We start from the raw sequence: 17,254 nt of genomic DNA, 5'->3' as shown, positions 1-17,254 counted from the left end.
TCATGATTTAAAATTAAAAGAGGTTATTTCTTAATGAATTTCTCTTGATAAACTGATCTGTCTGTTACAATTCTCAGGATATAATTTCCTTTCAGAAGAGAATTGACATTGATCTGTCCGTTTACAATCTTAGCACTGATCTGTTTTCCAGAGATATCAAATATTGAAACATCTAGAACTTTGTCAAGCGTTTTAACATTCAATATTTCTGTTGTTGGATTTGGATAGATACTCAACTCCAATTTTTTAACATCAGCGGTAGCAGCCAAAGATGATGAGATCACGGTCAACGTTTTCTCCACCACTTTTCCATTGGAATTAAAACTGATCACCAGATCTGCCGTTCCCGCGCTTTGAGGCGTCAGAATCAACTCGTCATTAGAATTCACCTCAGCCGAAATTGCAGTTGTATTGCTGTTTGATTTGATAGATTTCACAATCGCTGAAGACAAATTATCCGCATCGCTAACAACCGTTTTCAAATCGATTTTCGTCACACCACTCAAAGTCGTTTCTGTTGGGAAACTAGAAGCCACAACTGGCAACGTATTGTCTGGGAAAACCGTCACAGCAGGGAACCAATAATAATCATTTAGAGTTTTTGTATTCAGCAAAGCTCCAGTGTTATCATAAGTATGGATCCAGTTTTTTTGGTAATGCGCGCCGTAACCGCTTTCTGTCGTGTTCAATATCAATCTGTCAGAAACCGGGTCAACTCTCAAAGCTGCGCCGTACGGGATCTGCTTGTAAGTTCCCGTCTGTCCTGGGATTGTTATGAAATTATCAACCAGAGTTTTTGTCGTTACATCAAACTTGATCACTTTCGCACCTGAAGTAAAGGCATTCACAGAGTTCATCCAGTACAATGCATTCTGTTGATTGCTGTAAGTGAAGCTTCCTGCATTCCAAGCACCCCAAGACCCAAGATATTGGCTTGCTGTGGAAAGCGCAAATTGAGTGGTTGCGAACGTTGTTGGATCGATGTTGACCAATTTTTGATTTTGGATGGCCCAAATACTTCCGTCCTTTGCCTGAACAATAGAATGATAAGCACCAGAAATGGTTTTAACTAAAGTGTTGGTCTTCGGATCGATAATTAGAATTCCTGCAGATTGCTTCACAGCGAAAACATATTGCGAAGTTCTGACCATATTTCCGATTTGTCCCGCATATTGGCTTCCGCCTCCAGTTCCGGTGATTAAAGTACCAACCTGTAGATTTTCGATATCGAAAGTATAGATTCCGTTGGATGCTCCGATGTAACCCAATTTGTCTGTTACACCCACGAAAGAACGACCGTCTCCTCCACCGATGGTATTGAAGCTGGCAATCTTTTCCATCGTCGTAGCATTGGCAACAACCAATCTTCCGCCAGGCGTGTATTGCGTATCGCCACCGTCAGCCGCTTGTTTGGAAATAAAGTAGAATTTATCGCCATAGATAGTTCCAAACTGAGTCGTAGCGCCAAAAGCCTGATTGTTGTTCTTTTCGCTGTAAACTCTGTAATAAATTTGGTCATTTTCTCCAACAAAATTCACAGAACCGTTGGTGTGACCGAACCATTCCTCATTCACTATAAAATAACCTTTTGTAAAATCTGCCTGCGCCGAATAAGCTGAAACCGGTGTCAATGTTGAAGAGATATCATAGCTTTCCATATTCGGATTGAAATTCCAAACATCCCAAGAACCATTCTCCAATTGTCTGCTGCTTGCACCCAAACCAGAATATCCAAAATCTGCATCCGTCGGGTCTTTCACCCAATAAGACCAATAACCTGTGTACCAAGCAGAACCCCAATGGTCATTCGCATCGATTGCTGTATAATTATCAAAATCATAAGCGGTTGTATTGATGATGCCATCCACCGGATAAAGCGGATAAGTGACGTTTCCATTGTTGTAAAGACCAACAGAACCTTGTCCGTCCAGGTCAAAACCAAGTCCACCAACAGCGCTTCCGTATTGCGTTCCCTGATAAAGCAATGTAAAGAATCTTTTATCGGTTTTTGCAATCGCTTTCAGCATATCTTCGCCGGTTGCAGTGCCGTTCCATCTGAATCCCCAAACCAAAGCGTCCGGATTTTTAGCATCATTCCATTGAACTACAAAAGCTGCTTCGTTGGTTCCTGTCCCAACCCAATACACGATGTCATCGAAATTGAAATCGGCTTTTTTAGATTGTTTTTTAATTGAGTTTCCCTGGATGTCATTTCTGGGAACACTTTGAACTGTGACTTGTGCATTGGTAAAAAATGCAAAGAACAACAGCCAAGTCAAAAGATAAAACTTTTTCATTTTTAATTGATTTAAAGAATTTTTATTGTTGATGATTATTTTAAATGTAAGTCGTAAGCGCCGGCCACTTCTGTAGAAACTTCGCCCAACCAGCCTGCTTCCTGATTGATCCCCGTATAAACTTTTACGAAATCGATTCCGGGAAGTTTGACGTAATTGCCGTTTTTGTCCACAGCCCACGAGATATCGATATTGGAAGCTTCGTCGGTATTCGGAGCGTTGTCGGCGTATCCAAAGGCGTAAGATTTTCCGACCCAATAAGTTCCGGTTCCGCTTTGGTCGTAGTAATTATTGGCCAATTTGGTTCCTGTGAATTGGTAAGAAGCATCCGAAATCCACAAAGGATAATAACTTTGGATATGGAAAACGTTTTTAGTTTTAAAACCGGTATTTCCCAGATTATCTGTCCATTTGATATATTCTACATCGTTTTCCCAATATTCATTTCCGGGAACTGGAGGTTTGGATTCGTTGGGTTTGAAGTAATTGATGCTGTAATTCTTGACCGTCGTATTTTTGAAATATTCGCTGCCTGCAATCTCGTACCACTCGTCTTCATCGGGTTTTCCGTTTTTATTTTTGTCATAGGCAACCATTATAATTCCGGGTTCACAAGAGCCGGCACGTTCATCTTGCGACAAATCGCCCCAAAAAGCGTTACCAAGAATTTTGAAATCACGGCCGTTCATATTGGGAATCGTGTGGTCAAATCCGAAAGTGACATAACCGCCAAATCCGCCCAACGTAATCATCGACGAGTTGGAACCAACCAAAGACTGTTTCGCTTTCTGAATCATATTCTCGGCCGAATTTCCAGTGACATATTCCGGAATTTCATTAATGAATTGCCCAACGGCAGGACGAAAATCAAAGACGTTTGAAATGTACTTGCTGTAAGCTGAAGTTTCTTTGTTTACAATAATTTTTGAAGTGTAAGTCGTTGTTGTTCCGTTCGCTTCAACCTTCAAAGTCAAAGGATAAGTCTTGGCGAAAGGACTGATAAAATCTAAAGTTGAATTCTCAGAAATCAAAGAATCATTAATTTTCCAAGTGAAAGTTCCTGAAATATTAGTTGGAATATTCAAAACTTTGAAACGGTCAATTGAGTAAGATTCGGCCAGATTAAATGTACTGTCATCATCATCGTTTTTGCAGGCAATGATTGCAGTTGCAATGACTGAAAGTAAAGTGAATTTTATGAATTTATGTTTCATTTTTATTGATTTAATTTTATTCAGAGTGTTTGTGTTTTTATGTTGACTATTGGTTTTATGTTGAAATCTGCAGCCCGACTTGAACGGAAATCCTTTTTTGCGTGGTCATCGGGTTCAACTAAACTGAAAACGTCTGCAAAAAAGATTGGGAGTGGAAGGCGGAAATAGCTGCCCATACTTCGACTTCGCTTAGTAAACAATTCGACTCGCTCAGTAAATAATTTTATAAGATTCATAATCATTACTTATAAAGAAAAACAAAGTGCGCCGGGATGTTGCCACCTTCGGTTTTCCATTTGAATTTTCCGTTTTTATCGAAACAATAGACAAATCCCGTGGAAACATAATTGCGTGCATCGGTCATATAAATGTCTTCTGTGATCGGGTTCACGGCGATTCCGTAAGGCGTTTTGATGGCATCCACATATTCCTGGTCGATGATCTTGTTGGAGATGATCTGCTCCGTTTTCACATCGATGATGCCGAAAGATTTGGTGTAGGCGTGCGTGTTGTAATTGAATTCGTTGCCGTAATAATAAAGTTTACCGTTCACAATCGTCATCTCGCTGACCGCAATTTTGAAATCTTTTTTTACAGTTCCAGTTTTGGAATCGACCAAAAATAAACTCGACGGAACGTTGTAATAATCGCCTCTGGAACTCACATACAAATCGCCGTCATCGTCCTTTGTAGTGTGATGAAGATTGATGGCCACATCGATTTTTTTGGTCTCTGTAAATGTGTTCAAATCAACGACTGAAACTGTTCTGTCATAGTTCGGAAAACGATAACCTCCGGAATTGGCAACGTAGAGATTATTTCCAATGATTTGCATCTCTTCCGGCTGATAACCGACCACAACTTCCCTCTTTATGGAAAGCGAAACCGTGTCAATCTCAGCGACTTTCCCAAGTGGTGCATTTGGATTCAGAACCACAGGTCCGGCGTAACTGGAAGCGTAAACTTTCCCATCTTTGAAGGTCACATATCTGCAATTTTCAAGGTTGATGGTTTTGATTCGTCTGGCCGTTTTGGCGTCCAGAACTTCGATTTTGTTGGATACATTGATGACCGCGTACATTTTGCTGCCATAGATCTTGATATCATTGCCAACGTCTCCAAGTTCCTTCACCACATCCGGATTGATGTCCGCATAGATATTCCTGTGGTAAGTTCCCGTCGTGTAATCGAAGAAATCCAAGGTGGCTTTGTTGCTTCCCATATTGCCTTCGTTCAGAAGATAAAATCCTTTGATAGCTGTATTTTCTGGTGTGGCGAGACCTTCTTCAACTTCCGGGCGAACGATTATTTCATCTGTTCGGCAGGACATCAGGCAAAGTAGAAGCAGCAGAAAAAAGTAATTTTTTTTCATAATGTAAAGCTTAAGATAAGTTTAAAATTCCGGCCTGGCATTGGGTAATTCAGTACCACGTCATAATATTGATTGAAGATATTATTGACCTCGAAACTGGCTTTGAACTGGTGATTTTCCCAATGCATCTTTTTCTGAATTGATAGATCGTGTGTGTACCAAGGCTGGATGTAATTGTACTGGATGTTGTTCTGCTGGCCATCATAACGTTCACCAACGTACATAAAACTGTAATTAAAACTCCAATCCTTGTAATCCGACATCAGGGAAAAAGTTCCGGAATGCCAAGGCGTGTACGGGATTTGGTCGCCAAAATAAGTTTCGTTCCTGTCGGAGAAATCTCTCGCTCTTTGGAAAGTGTAACTCAGCAAAGGTTTCAGTTTGACATTGCCAACGAGCAAATCAGCCTGAACATTGACATCTGTCCCGATGATTTCCACTTCGCCGAGATTCAGCATCATCCAGCGGAACATATTTCCGGTTGGTGCGGCGATAATCTTGTTTTCAACTTTGTTAAAATAGCCATCGACCTTCGCATAGAAACTTTGAAAAAACTGACTCTGAAAAGACTTCTGGTACGTGAATCCAAGATTGTACTGATTGGTAAATTCCGGTTCCAGGAAAGCATTCCCGATCATCGTGTAATACAGATCGTTGAAAGTTGGCATTCTGAAAATCCGTTTGTAAAAAGCTCTCAACGTAAAATCATTGGAGTCAAAAGGTTGATAACTGAGAAAAGCCGCTGGTGTCCATTCGGTTTTATCTGGAGATTTGGCATTTTTTTCCACATCTTCATGCACGAAAGTTCCAAGAACACTTCCCAGGAATTTCAGTTTTTTCCATTGGTAAGTTGTGGCAAATGCAAGCAAAGAAGTGTAGCGCGTCGGATAAGAAAAGTTGACCAGATCCGCATCCAGATTGTTGTACTGAAAGTCAAAACTGGCGCTGACATCCCAATTCTGGGTTACATTATAAATATTAGATGAAGACAAATAGATCTCCCTCTGAATGTACTGATTCTGGATCTTAATGGATGAAACCGTGTCGATGTAATGCGTAAAATCATAAGCAAATTTGGCTTTCAACTGCGTTTCTAATTTGGGAAACAACCTCTTTTTGAAATTGGCCTGAACGAAATAATTATCGTCCACCAACCTTTGTCCTCTCCCATCAAATCTATTATTGACAATCGCTGCGGGAATGCCGCGGTCGGAAATATAACCGTAACCACGAACGTTCCAACTTCCGTTATTGAGAATCCCGTGAAAACTGGTTTCGAAACGTTTGGCTTTGATGTCAGAATCAAATCTCTTCGCAATTGTGTCATACGCAAGCGCGCCGTCCGGATATTTTTTGTAATATCGGAATCTGTAAATGCCATCGCTCTGCAAGAACTCAGAACTAAAACTTGCTGAAATCTTATCCGAAATCTTCTGTTCCAATCGGAAAGATGGATTGAACAAATCGATGGAACTATTCTTAAGTCTCAGAACTAGATTTGTTTTTTTATTAAGTTTAAATGCTGGTGTTTTTGGCTGAAGATAAATAGAACCGGACGAACCAAAGTCTTTGGCAGGCTGGAAAATCTCAGATTTTTGTCCGTTGTAAAGTGAAACTTCCTCGATGTCATCCAAAGAAAATCTGCCCAAATCTACGACGCCATTTTGCGCATTTCCGAGTTGGATTCCGTCATAGAAAACACCGATGTGCTGACTTCCCATACTACGAATATTGATGGTTTTGAGTCCGCCGATTCCGCCATAATCTTTGATTTGAACACCTGAAAAGTACCTCAGCGCATCTGCAACAGAATGGCTGTTCAATCTTTCCAACTGTTCACTGGAAAGCGTTTGCGCCGGTAAAATCTCTTTGAAATTCTTTCTGTAAACGTCGACTTTGACAATCTCCGTTTCCTTGACTGTATCATTTTTGGACTGGGAAAAACAGAAAGATGAAGCTGTCACAAATATTGCAACAGCGGTTTTGTAAAACCGGGAAGTAAATCGTGTCACCATTAGCTCATATCGAATAATGATGACGCCAATGGAGGTAAGAAAGCAAGGATAAGGCGCAGTTTGTGCTGCACAAAATCATTGTTGACTAAGCTTTATTCCACGAAAGCGTCAAATATTAAAACATTCTGGCAGGTCTTCTGACTTACTTCATTTTTGAAATCCTTCCCATCTTGCGACAGTGGATATAATTTCCAAAAACCTTTGTGTGAAGCTTACAGCAGCGGGTCTGCTCCGGATTTTCACCGGATTCCCTATTAAGCGCTTTTTACGGCTCACCAGATTGGCGCAAAGATATATAAAATAGGTTTAGAAAAAACTGATGTTGGTCATTTGATTGATATTTAATTTAAATGATTGAAAATCAGACATAAATTCAATTTAAAACAAAAAAAATAGTGATAAGAGAACTTATCACTAGTCTATAATATTCATTCGATTTCGATTTTCGGTAAGTCTCTCCAAGAATAACTTTTATGCACAATTTTCCAAGAACCTTCATATTTTAATAATAAAAAATAATCTGTAAAACTTCGCACATCAGGAATTACAATTTCAGCTTTTGCGATGGCTGCATCTTTTTCGATATCGATTGAAATGATTTTTCCGATTCTATTGACTTTTTGTCCAACTTTCACATTCGAAACATATTCTTCACCCGAGCGTATCCACAATGAATCTTTTACAACTGTGTACAAATTAAAATCGGGATGAAATGCTTTGCGAAGTCTTTCTGGTTGCCCGTTGGCTGTACCATCAATGTAATCAAGAAGTGTTTCTGTGACTTGTTCTGAATCACTTTTTACAAATGAATTACTTTTAAAATTAGCCTTTAAAACTTTCACAACCTCATTGGCTACTTTAGAACCTGAACTTGGGTCTTGTCCGGTTACAAATCTCCCATCTACAATATAAAAACCGTCTCCGCCTTTATCCGAATAAACAAAATTTCCGTCATTTTTCTTAATGGCTTTATGTATTGAAAACGGAAATGTTTTGTAATATTCCATTTCTGTACTTTCAAATTTGTCGGGATAACCTGTGATTTTTTTTCTGGCATAAAGTGATTTTCCATTTTCATCTTTCAGATAAGCAATTCCGGCTGTTCCGTGACAAATTGCAGAAACTACTCCATTTTTGTTGTAAATAGTTCTGGCAATTTTCTGGATATTCTTGTCTTCCGCAACGCCAAACATAGCCGCTCCGCCTCCACTGTAAAAAATGGCTACGTAATTATCTGCTACTATTTCAGTTGGTTTCTTTGTATGCTCCAACTTGTCCATAAACCACGCATCATAGAGATATTTCTTTTGTAAAATATCGGATGAATTAATGTATCCAATTGGGATGGCACCACCTTTCGAACTGATGAAATCAACCTGATAACCAGCTTTTGTAAAGACATCATAAGGAACCACAATTTCCTCAAAGTGATTGGATGCAGGAATTTTTGTATTTCCATAGAAATCTTGGTTGGAAGTCACAAACAGGATTTTATTTTGGGCGTGAATTGTTTTAAAACTTAAAAAAATAAGTATCAACACGAATGGTTTATTCAGTTTTTCAGTAATCATAAGTATTTCATTTAAATTTGAATAAACTACTTAGATTTCATCGCAGGAACTTCAACTGTTTTGTGCGGTGTTCTGGTCGAAATTTTATCGACTAAAAACCAGCCGTCTTTCGTCTTCATTAGATTAAAATAATCTGTAAACAGCAATTTTGAAGTACTGATTTCTACTTTGCCAATGGCTGCGGTATTGGTAATATCAATAAAAACAATACGCCCAGACCAATTGCTGGATTTTGCGTGCGGAGCCGTATTAAAACGTTCCATATACTTTGCTTTTTTGATGATGTTCAACTGTTGGTCGTCCTCAAGATATTTCAGTTGCCAGGAATTGTGAAAGGATTTTGAAACCTTCACAGAATCGCTCGTACCGACACCGTCAATGTAAAGATTTAAGGTTTTTTCGATTTGATTCCAATCGCTTGCTGCGTCATCAGTTTGTGCATTGAAGTTCAAAAATAAAAGATTGAACCCAATCAATAAAAGTACTTTTCTCATTTTTTTAATGATTTAAAATTGTTAAAATTAATGAGTACAAATATCCGGGAAACGCACTATTTAAAGGGTTTCATTTATAGTTTAGGAGTTCAATTCTATAAAATAGAACTTATTTTGAATGTAGTTTTTGATATTCCGCAGGCGTGAAACCTGTGATTTTTTTGAAAGCAGTGAAAAACGTTGATTTCGAACTAAAACCACTGTCGTAACCCAAACCTTCTATGGTGAAATTGCTTTCAGTTTGCAATAACTGTTTTGCTTTTTCGATTCGGTATTCTTTGATGAGATTTGAAAAAGATTTTCCTAAATTTTCATTAATGTATTGCGATAAAAGATGCTTCGTCACCTGCAGTTCTTTTGCGGCAATTTCGAGGGTGAAATTTGGGTCAAGAAACAATTCTTTTTCTACAATTATTGTAAGTTTTTGCTCAATTAAATTTGATGTTTCCTTATCAATTGCTTTGTTTTTGTACTTCTCTTTTTCCTGAAAAAAAGTAGTTTCTCTGCTGTTTCTGAAAATGACCAACAACAGAATCAAATAAAACACAAAAGAAAAAGATAACGCTCCGACAATGTACGACGCATACGTTCCAAATTTGTAAGCCAACAAAATGAAAGCAACACCCAGATAAATACTGAGCAACCAAACATCAATATCCTTTAACTTTTCTTTCTCCTTTAGTTTTTTAAAAATCGGTTTAAGATATTTGAATGATGCGAGAATATAAATCAACCATTGAAGATAAATTCCGGTCACAATCCATTTGCTCCAAACAATGCGATGTTCCATATAAGGATAAGAAATTCCTAAAATGGTAATTCCCACGATAAACGGAAGGGTATGAAGTGCCCAATTGGGTTTATCGTTATTTGAATAAGATTTTAGATATAAAAACAAAAATGGACCAATCAAAATGCAAGCGGAAAGTCCGATTTGAATAAAAATATTGGACAGTTGTGGATTAAAATAGAAAAACACTGACTTGATAATTCTAATGCTTAAAACCAATAACAACAAAGCCAAAAAGTAGTTAGCAAAAATCTTTTTCTTCGCATTTACTGCAAAATATATCGAAAGCAGAAAACCATTGAACGCACCTAACGCACTAAAAAAGAAAAGCAGTTGATTGGGCTCGGTCATTATTTAATTTATTCTACTAATATAAAAAGTTTTATCGAAATGGTAGATTTTAAAAAAGGTTGACAGTTTTATAAAATGGCTTATCCTAGTCAATGTATTAAGTCAGCTTTTACAAATTCAATTTTATCATTTTTAAAAGTAAAATCAAAGCTTCCGCCAATTTTACCCTCTGGAAATTCTCCTGTAAATTCAACTTCCAGATAAGCTGAGTTTTCTTTGATTTCTAATTTCCTCAATTCAGTCTGCGTTTTATAACCAATAAAATAACTCACAAAATAATCTTTGATTCCGCTGTGACACGTAAATTTTCTGCCGACCGATGGGTCGTCTAGGACTGCATTTTCGTTGTAAAATTCAAGATATTTTTCGGTGTCGTAACTGTTGCTGACTGCAATCCAATCTTTGATAAAGGTTTCTATATTCATCATCCTAATTATTATTTTAAAATTACTAATAACCAACACCTCTTACTCCACCGGAAGCTCTTATGGATTCGCCTGTTATCCAATGTGCATCTTCTGAAGCAAGAAAAACAGCTAATGGTGCAATATCTTCCGGTTCCCCGAATCTACCAAGAGGTGTTCCTTCGATTAATTTTTCTCCAAATACACCAGCAAAATTCCCATCAGTTCCCGGCGTATTGGTATGACCCGGAAGAATAGAATTCACTCTTATCTTTCGAGGTCCGAGTTCTCTTGCCAATGCCAAAGTCATTGTATCTACAGCACCTTTTGTCGCAGAATAAATGCTGGAAGCCAAATAGGGATCTGTGCTCAAAATAGAACTGATATTGATGATGCTTCCCCCGTCATTCATATATTTTACTGCTTGCTGGGTTGCTAGCAGATAACCCAAAACATTTAAATTAAATTGCTGATGAAAGGCATTTTCTGTAAAATCATCAATCATTTCAAATACTGCGACTCCCGCATTATTTACCAAAATATCAACTTTTCCAAATTCAGCAAATATTTTGTCAAACATTTGCTTTACTTCTGCAGAATTACTCAGATCGGCCTTTATTGCAATAGCTCTTCCACCATTATTTTCGATTTCTTTCACAACCTCATTGGCGATTTTATCATTTGTTGCGTAGTTTACTATTACAGTTGCACCCGCTTTTCCAAATGCTTTCGCAATGCCTGCACCAATTCCCTTTGAAGCGCCTGTTACGATTGCTATTTTATCTTTCAATTTTGTTGTCATTTATTTAAATTTTAATTAATTATGTTTGCAAAGCTAAATGAAAGTAACTTTACTTTTGATATGCATTTCCTTGAGTATAGTAAGTATCATCATATAAAATTTTACAATGACTAAGAAAAAATCTTTACCCGAAGAACAAGCCGACTGTTCCAAAATTCTTTTTGCAATACAGGACACACTTGATTTAATCAGTGGAAAATGGAAAATTAAAGTAATTAGTGTTTTATTGTACGGTAAAAAAAACTTTACAGATTTGCAAAGACAAATCGATGGTCTTGGCGCAAAAATGCTTTCGAAAGAATTGCAGGGTTTAGAAATCAATGGTATCATCACAAGAACCGTCAACAATACAAAACCAATCACTGTAAGCTACGAACTGACAGATTACGGTCAAACCTTAGAACCCATCATCCAAGCACTAGCAGATTGGGGCATTAATCACAGAAAAAGAATTATCGGACATTGATTTTTAAAATTTTATATCCTTATTACTAATTAAATACTTGCTTAAATTCTAATGGCGTCTGATTGGTCTTATTCTTAAATAACTTATTGAAAGACTGCGGATGTTCAAAACCAAATTGATAAGCGATTTCTGCTACTGAAAGTTGAGTCGTCGTGAGGTAATCTTTGGCTTTTTCAATCAGTTTTTCGTGGATGAGTTGTTGAGCATTTTGTCCCGTCAAAGACCGAAGCATATCACTTAAATATCTTGGAGAAAGACTGAGTTCGGTTGCGAGAAAGTCAACGGTTGGCAATCCTTGATTCAATCCGTTTTCTTTATCAAAATAGACATTTAAAAGTTCTTCAATTTTCGAAAGCAAATCATTGTTCACTGCTTTTCTGGTAATGAATTGGCGCTTATAAAAACGGTTGCTGTAATTGAGCAGAACCTCGATATGCGAAAGAATAACATCTTGGCTGAAATCATCAATCGTATTATTCAACTCTTCCTTAATATTATCAAAAACTGAAAATATTGTCTGCTTTTCTTTGTCTGATAAAAATAAAGCTTCGTTCGCAGAATATGAAAAGAATCCAAAGTTTTTAATACCGGTAGCTAATGAATAATTCCTAAAAAAGTCGGGATGAATGAGCAATGTCAAACCTTCATATTCCATATCTTCAGCACTTGTGGAAAGTAACTGGTTTGGAGCCTTCAAAATCATTCCGCCTTCATCAAAATCATAATAGCCTTGCCCGTATCCCATCTTACCTTTCAGTGTTTTTTTGTAAGAAATCTTGTAGAAATTGAACAGAAAATGCTGGTTCAAGAGGTTATCGTCAACAATCATATTGGTGTTGTCATTAATGCTAATCAAGGGATGAACGGGCTTACCAAAACCAAGCATCTCGTGAAGCTCAGATATAGAATCTACTTTTATCGGGTTATTCATTTCTTAATTTTTTAATTGATTAAATCTCCAAAAACCATCTGTTTCATCTCTTCAACTGCAGCCTCTGAACCGATTTCCAAACGACGATCGTATAGCTGATTGGCAAATTCTCCTGTAACATATCGCAATTGGCTTTTTCCGTCTGTGGCCGCTTCGTAAACCACATCAGCAATCCATTCCACAGGTTCGAAGTTGTCGGGATTCATTAATTCAAATAATTTCTGCATACCTTCTTCATAAGCCGGATGATTGGCAACGGCTAAGGATTCTCCTGCAAAATTAGTTTTAATTCCGCCCGGCGCAATGGTTTTGATGCCAACATTGTGCAAAGCCAGCTCAAAAGACATACTTTCGCTCCAGCCTTCCAAAGCCCATTTTGTAGCGTGATAAAGGGAATCCAGAGGGAAAGTCAATAATCCTCCAATGGAGGTTGTGGTAATAAATAATCCGTTTCTGTTTTTCCTGAAATAAGGAATGAAAGCCTGCGTCACACGAATTACGCCAAGTAGATTGGTGTCCAGCTGTTTTACGATTTGTTCGTCTGTCAACGCTTCCAAAGCACCGATTAAACCATAACCTGCATTGTTGAAAACCACATCAATCGTATGAAGTTCAATCGCTGTTTTTACTGTTTCCTGAATCTGCTCGAGATTGGTAACATCCAACGGAAGCAAGGTTACGTTTTCTAATTGAGAAAGTTCAGTTTCTTTTTCGGGATTTCGCATTGTTGCGATGACATTCCAGCCGTTTGACTGAAATAATCTGGCTGTCGCTTTTCCTAATCCTGATGATGCGCATGTAATGAAAATTGTTTTTTGCATTGTCAATTTTGTTTAAATTTTATAATACAAATGTCCGCAGACGCAGTGAGGGAAATGTTGCCAAAATGAGTTTGGTTGTATCCGAAATGACGAAGTATAATTCTGCAGAAAATATAGATTTGCGTAATGAAATGGAGCAAAAGTTATAGCACCACGGCTGGAATGAAACCGAATCTCACGCAGCCCGACTTGAGTGGAGCTCTTTTTGGAAATTTCAGTAATGGGAAAGCTTTGGGAAATTTGCAAAAAAGCGGGAACGGAAGGCGGAAATAGCTGCCATAAAATAATTAAAAATCGCTATTCGACACAGTCAAAAGCTGCCATAAAAAATAATTTCTTACAACATCTCCATCAAATCCTGCTTCGATAATTTTTTGAAGACGGAATTATCTGTCGTAATTAAATCGTTCGCCAACTCTTTTTTGGACTGCTGAAGTTTCATAATTTTTTCTTCAACCGTGTTGGGACAAATCAACCTTACGGCAATGACGTTTTTCTTTTGTCCGATGCGGTAACAGCGGTCGATAGCCTGATTTTCCACGGCAGGATTCCACCACGGGTCAACAAGATAGACGTAGTCGGCTTCTGTTAAATTCAACCCTGTTCCGCCAGCTTTTAGGCTGATTAAAAACACACGAACTTGGTCATTTTCCTGAAATTCATTGACTTTTGCCGCTCTGTTTTTTGTCTGTCCGGTGAGATATTCGAACGAGATATTTCTTTTTTGAAGTTCTTCTTTTATCAAATCAAGCATTGATACAAACTGTGAAAAAACCAAAATCTTGTGTTGGGAAGATTTGTTTTCAATCTGCTCCATCAGAACTTCAATTTTTGCCGAACTGTCGCCAAATTGTTCTTCGTCTTTTAATAGTGTCGGAGAATCGCAAATTTGTCTGAGCTTCGTCAATCCTGTCAGAACGTGCATACTGTTTTTGGCGATTTCGTGCTCGTCTTTTGCCGAAATATATTCCCGAAGTTCTTTTTCGTAAGCATTATAAATCAGCCTTTGCTCCTCTCCCATTTCGCAATAAATCACCATTTCTGTTTTGTCGGGAAGTTCTTTTGCGACCTGCTTTTTGGTTCGTCTGAGGATAAAAGGTTTTATCTTATGCTGTAAATCTGTCGCGCGTTTTGTATTTTCAAATTTATCAATCGGAATGGAATAAATATCTCTGAAATATTGTTTACTTCCTAACAAACCAGGAATGGCAAAGGAAAGTTGCCCATAGATATCGAACGTATTGTTCTCAATTGGAGTTCCGGTTAAAACGACTTTATTTCTTGATTTCAACAATCTTGCAGCTCTGTACCGTTCAGAATTTGGATTTTTGATGGCTTGAGATTCGTCTAGAAATACATAATTAAAATTAAATTCTTTTAAAAACCGAATATCGGAAAGCAGCATTCCATAAGTCGTGAGCACAATTTCGTGACCTGCAAAATGAAGCGTATTTTTAATTCTGTTGGCACCGTAATGTGTCAAAATTTTAATCGAAGGCGCAAATTTTTCGACTTCTGCCTGCCAATTGAAAAGCAAGGAAGTCGGTACCACCACAAGATTGGTATTTTGAGGCTGTTTTTTATTTTGTGAAAGGATAAATGCAATGATTTGAAGTGTTTTCCCGAGTCCCATATCGTCGGCAAGACAACTTCCAAAATTGAAATCATCGAGATAATTCAGCCAATCGAGCCCTTGTTTTTGATAATCCCGAAGTGTTGCATTCAATTCTGCAGGAACTTCTGTTTCGGGAATATTTTGATTTTCAGACAACGCTTTGTTGTACGTTTCGATTTCTTCACTGACTTCTTTGCTTAAAACGTTCTCATCAAAGAGGTTTTTAATGTCAGAAAAATTACTTTTAGGCAATCTCAAAAGTTCATCATAAATCTCGCCAGAATCGAAATAAAGGTTGAGTTTTTTCATCCATTCTTCAGGCAGAATTCCGTTAGTTCCGTCGTCTAATTGTACAAATTTGCTTTTGTTTCGGATGGATTTATGCAACTGTTTCAGTGACGCTTTTTGCTTACCGAATTTCACATCAATTTCAGTATTAAACCAATTGATTCCGCTGACAACTGCTATGGAAACGACCGCTTTATTGGCGTTCAGTTTGTTCTTTTTTAATTCATTAAAACCTAAAATTACAATTCCTTCATTCCGCCATTTTTCAAAAGCTTCCAAGAACCAATTTTCGTCCAAAAACTTGTCTTTGTGTAGATAAAAATATTCGTATTGCTCGATTTGTTCGGCAAATTCGGGATGCTGCTGCATAATGGTCGCCGTAAGCTTTATCTCTTCTTTGTCATCTCTTTCTACCTGAAAAACATTGCCGTTTTGGTCGGTATCAAATATTTGTTTCCTCGAAAAAACAGGAATTTCCACATTGCCGTATTTCATCACCGGCGTTATCGAAATATACTCATTCTGGTCTGCCAAATAAATGATTTTCTCGACCTTTTCATCAAAGGATTTCTCAGCCAATTGCTTTTTTGTAGCGGGTTGTATGTAGGCGTAGCTAATCTTGATTTGCTTTTCTAAAGTGGACAGAATGTTTTGTTTAAATTCTTCAAATTTGGATGAGTGAACCAGCAAAATTTCTCTGTTCGATTTGAAAAATTCCAACACCCGAAGCATATCCAGATTAGTAACCAAATGCAGTGTTTTTTCGTGAAAAATGAAATAATTAAACTGAATTTTAATGTTTTTAAACGGCTGCAAAACATCATTCAGCCAAACTCCGCCAGTGATTTCGAAGAATGGTTCTTTTTTGAAAACAGAAAGTTCAATATCTGCATTCAATGATTTTAAATCAACCGAAACGATTGATTTTGCAGAAACATTTTCCGAAATGCTTTTGTCGTGATAAAATGTTGGCAGATGAAGCGGATTTTTCACCACCATTTTTAAAGCTTCGAGGTCGGCATCATTCTTTTCTTCGGTTTGATGATTTTCAAATTTCAAAACAGCAGTATAGAATTTTGCTTCATCAATGGTTTCGGCTTTCCAAATCAGATTTGAAGGGTCAATCGCCGTTATTGGATTTTTAATTTTTCCGGATTGTGTGGTTTCTGCTTCAAAAAGTTCAAGGCCAAATCGGTCATAATATTTATGTTTTTTAAGGACCAGAAACATTTTTTTTGACGGATTCGGAACTTGTATTTCGTGAAATGGATTGGTATTTTTAGGCAATAATTTCTGCTGCAGCTCCTCAGAATTCAGCTTAATTAATTCTTTAATTTTAGGCTCGATTCTTAAAGAATTGTGAATATGTTCCAATTGAAAATAATCATCAAGATTAGGTTCATTTTCTAATCCGTAATCTTTTGCAAAGTCTTCCAACTTCTTTCGTCGAAGCTTTTCATCAAAGAAAATACGCAAATCCTGTCGTTCAATAATCGTGTACAAAACCTGAGCTTGGTGGCTGCACATTTTTGTTTTTGGAGCATCGCACGGACATTCTAAAATAAGCGAACTACCAATAAAATTAACTGCAACGCTGGGAAAATCAATATTCGATAAGGGTTTATAAAACACACCGGAATTAATTTCAATAAAATAAGGCTGGATATCCTTCAAATTTTCCCTCTCAATATCAATCCTTTCTGAGCAATACTTTTGAATATCAAAAATCGAAAAACCTGAGAAGTTGATGTTTTCGAAAATATACTGATTTCTAAGTTGCTGCATTATTTCTTTTAGTGATTGATATTTGGATGAGTTCGGAT

Annotated in this window: 14 protein-coding genes and 1 riboswitch; of the genes, 2 read left to right on the top strand and 12 right to left on the bottom strand. The window is 37.5% G+C overall.

Going from position 1 to position 17,254, the window contains the following annotated elements:
* Positions 1–23 precede the first annotated feature (23 nt).
* The 9 genes from AXA65_RS09965 to AXA65_RS09920 all read right to left on the bottom strand — a co-directional run bounded on the left by AXA65_RS09965 (position 24) and on the right by AXA65_RS09920 (position 11,310).
* Positions 24–2,297 carry a DUF5074 domain-containing protein gene (locus AXA65_RS09965; protein ID WP_063969950.1) on the bottom strand — a complete coding sequence of 758 codons (2,274 nt, stop codon included), beginning with the start codon at positions 2,295–2,297 and terminating at the stop codon, positions 24–26.
* Between the two features lie 35 nt (positions 2,298–2,332).
* Complete coding sequence (locus tag AXA65_RS09960) at positions 2,333–3,511, bottom strand: hypothetical protein (RefSeq protein ID WP_063969949.1); 1,179 nt, start codon at positions 3,509–3,511, stop codon at positions 2,333–2,335.
* Positions 3,512–3,752: 241 nt separating this feature from the next.
* Entirely contained in the window at positions 3,753–4,883 is a 1,131-nt protein-coding gene (locus AXA65_RS09950; RefSeq protein ID WP_063969947.1) for a YncE family protein, read from the bottom strand.
* On the bottom strand, positions 4,880–6,898 hold the full coding sequence (locus AXA65_RS09945) for a TonB-dependent receptor plug domain-containing protein (RefSeq protein ID WP_063969946.1): 2,019 nt from the start codon (positions 6,896–6,898) through the stop codon (positions 4,880–4,882). Before AXA65_RS09945 ends, AXA65_RS09950 begins: the two co-directional genes overlap by 4 nt.
* A gap of 109 nt (positions 6,899–7,007) precedes the next feature.
* Positions 7,008–7,193, bottom strand: a riboswitch (cobalamin riboswitch).
* Between the two features lie 133 nt (positions 7,194–7,326).
* Positions 7,327–8,469: a nuclear transport factor 2 family protein gene (locus tag AXA65_RS19525; RefSeq protein WP_086048154.1), complete on the bottom strand. Its 1,143-nt coding sequence runs from the start codon at positions 8,467–8,469 to the stop codon at positions 7,327–7,329.
* 26 nt (positions 8,470–8,495) lie between these two features.
* Entirely contained in the window at positions 8,496–8,963 is a 468-nt protein-coding gene (locus AXA65_RS09935) for a nuclear transport factor 2 family protein (protein WP_063969945.1), read from the bottom strand.
* A gap of 109 nt (positions 8,964–9,072) precedes the next feature.
* Positions 9,073–10,104, bottom strand: a complete 1,032-nt coding sequence (locus AXA65_RS09930) for a helix-turn-helix domain-containing protein (RefSeq protein WP_063969944.1) — start codon at positions 10,102–10,104, stop codon at positions 9,073–9,075.
* Between the two features lie 89 nt (positions 10,105–10,193).
* Positions 10,194–10,532 (bottom strand): nuclear transport factor 2 family protein, encoded by a 339-nt coding sequence (locus AXA65_RS09925; RefSeq protein ID WP_228391661.1) that lies wholly within the window; start codon positions 10,530–10,532, stop codon positions 10,194–10,196.
* 22 nt (positions 10,533–10,554) lie between these two features.
* Positions 10,555–11,310 carry an SDR family NAD(P)-dependent oxidoreductase gene (locus AXA65_RS09920; protein ID WP_063969942.1) on the bottom strand — a complete coding sequence of 252 codons (756 nt, stop codon included), beginning with the start codon at positions 11,308–11,310 and terminating at the stop codon, positions 10,555–10,557.
* Between the two features lie 106 nt (positions 11,311–11,416).
* On the opposite strand from AXA65_RS09920, the gene AXA65_RS09915 reads away from it, so the two are divergent.
* Positions 11,417–11,776 (top strand): winged helix-turn-helix transcriptional regulator, encoded by a 360-nt coding sequence (locus tag AXA65_RS09915; RefSeq protein WP_063969941.1) that lies wholly within the window; start codon positions 11,417–11,419, stop codon positions 11,774–11,776.
* A 25-nt stretch (positions 11,777–11,801) separates the two neighbouring features.
* Here the strand turns inward: AXA65_RS09915 and AXA65_RS09910 are convergent, their stop codons facing one another.
* Both AXA65_RS09910 and AXA65_RS09905 read right to left on the bottom strand, forming a co-directional pair.
* Positions 11,802–12,707, bottom strand: coding sequence for a helix-turn-helix domain-containing protein (locus AXA65_RS09910; protein WP_063969940.1), 906 nt, complete (start codon positions 12,705–12,707; stop codon positions 11,802–11,804).
* 11 nt (positions 12,708–12,718) lie between these two features.
* A complete protein-coding gene (locus tag AXA65_RS09905; RefSeq protein WP_063969939.1) occupies positions 12,719–13,528 on the bottom strand; it encodes an SDR family oxidoreductase in 810 nt (269 codons plus the stop codon).
* Positions 13,529–13,654: 126 nt separating this feature from the next.
* On the opposite strand from AXA65_RS09905, the gene AXA65_RS19900 reads away from it, so the two are divergent.
* Positions 13,655–13,801 (top strand): hypothetical protein, encoded by a 147-nt coding sequence (locus tag AXA65_RS19900; RefSeq protein WP_165596590.1) that lies wholly within the window; start codon positions 13,655–13,657, stop codon positions 13,799–13,801.
* 64 nt (positions 13,802–13,865) lie between these two features.
* Here AXA65_RS19900 and AXA65_RS09900 read toward each other — a convergent pair whose 3' ends face one another.
* Positions 13,866–17,216, bottom strand: a complete 3,351-nt coding sequence (locus tag AXA65_RS09900) for a DEAD/DEAH box helicase (protein WP_063969938.1) — start codon at positions 17,214–17,216, stop codon at positions 13,866–13,868.
* Positions 17,217–17,254 lie beyond the last annotated feature (38 nt).

The organism is Chryseobacterium sp. FP211-J200 (genome assembly GCF_001643375.1).
Lineage (GTDB): Bacteria > Bacteroidota > Bacteroidia > Flavobacteriales > Weeksellaceae > Epilithonimonas > Epilithonimonas ginsengisoli.
Note: the sequence above shows the minus strand (reverse complement) of the source record. Positions and strands in the feature narration are given on the sequence as shown.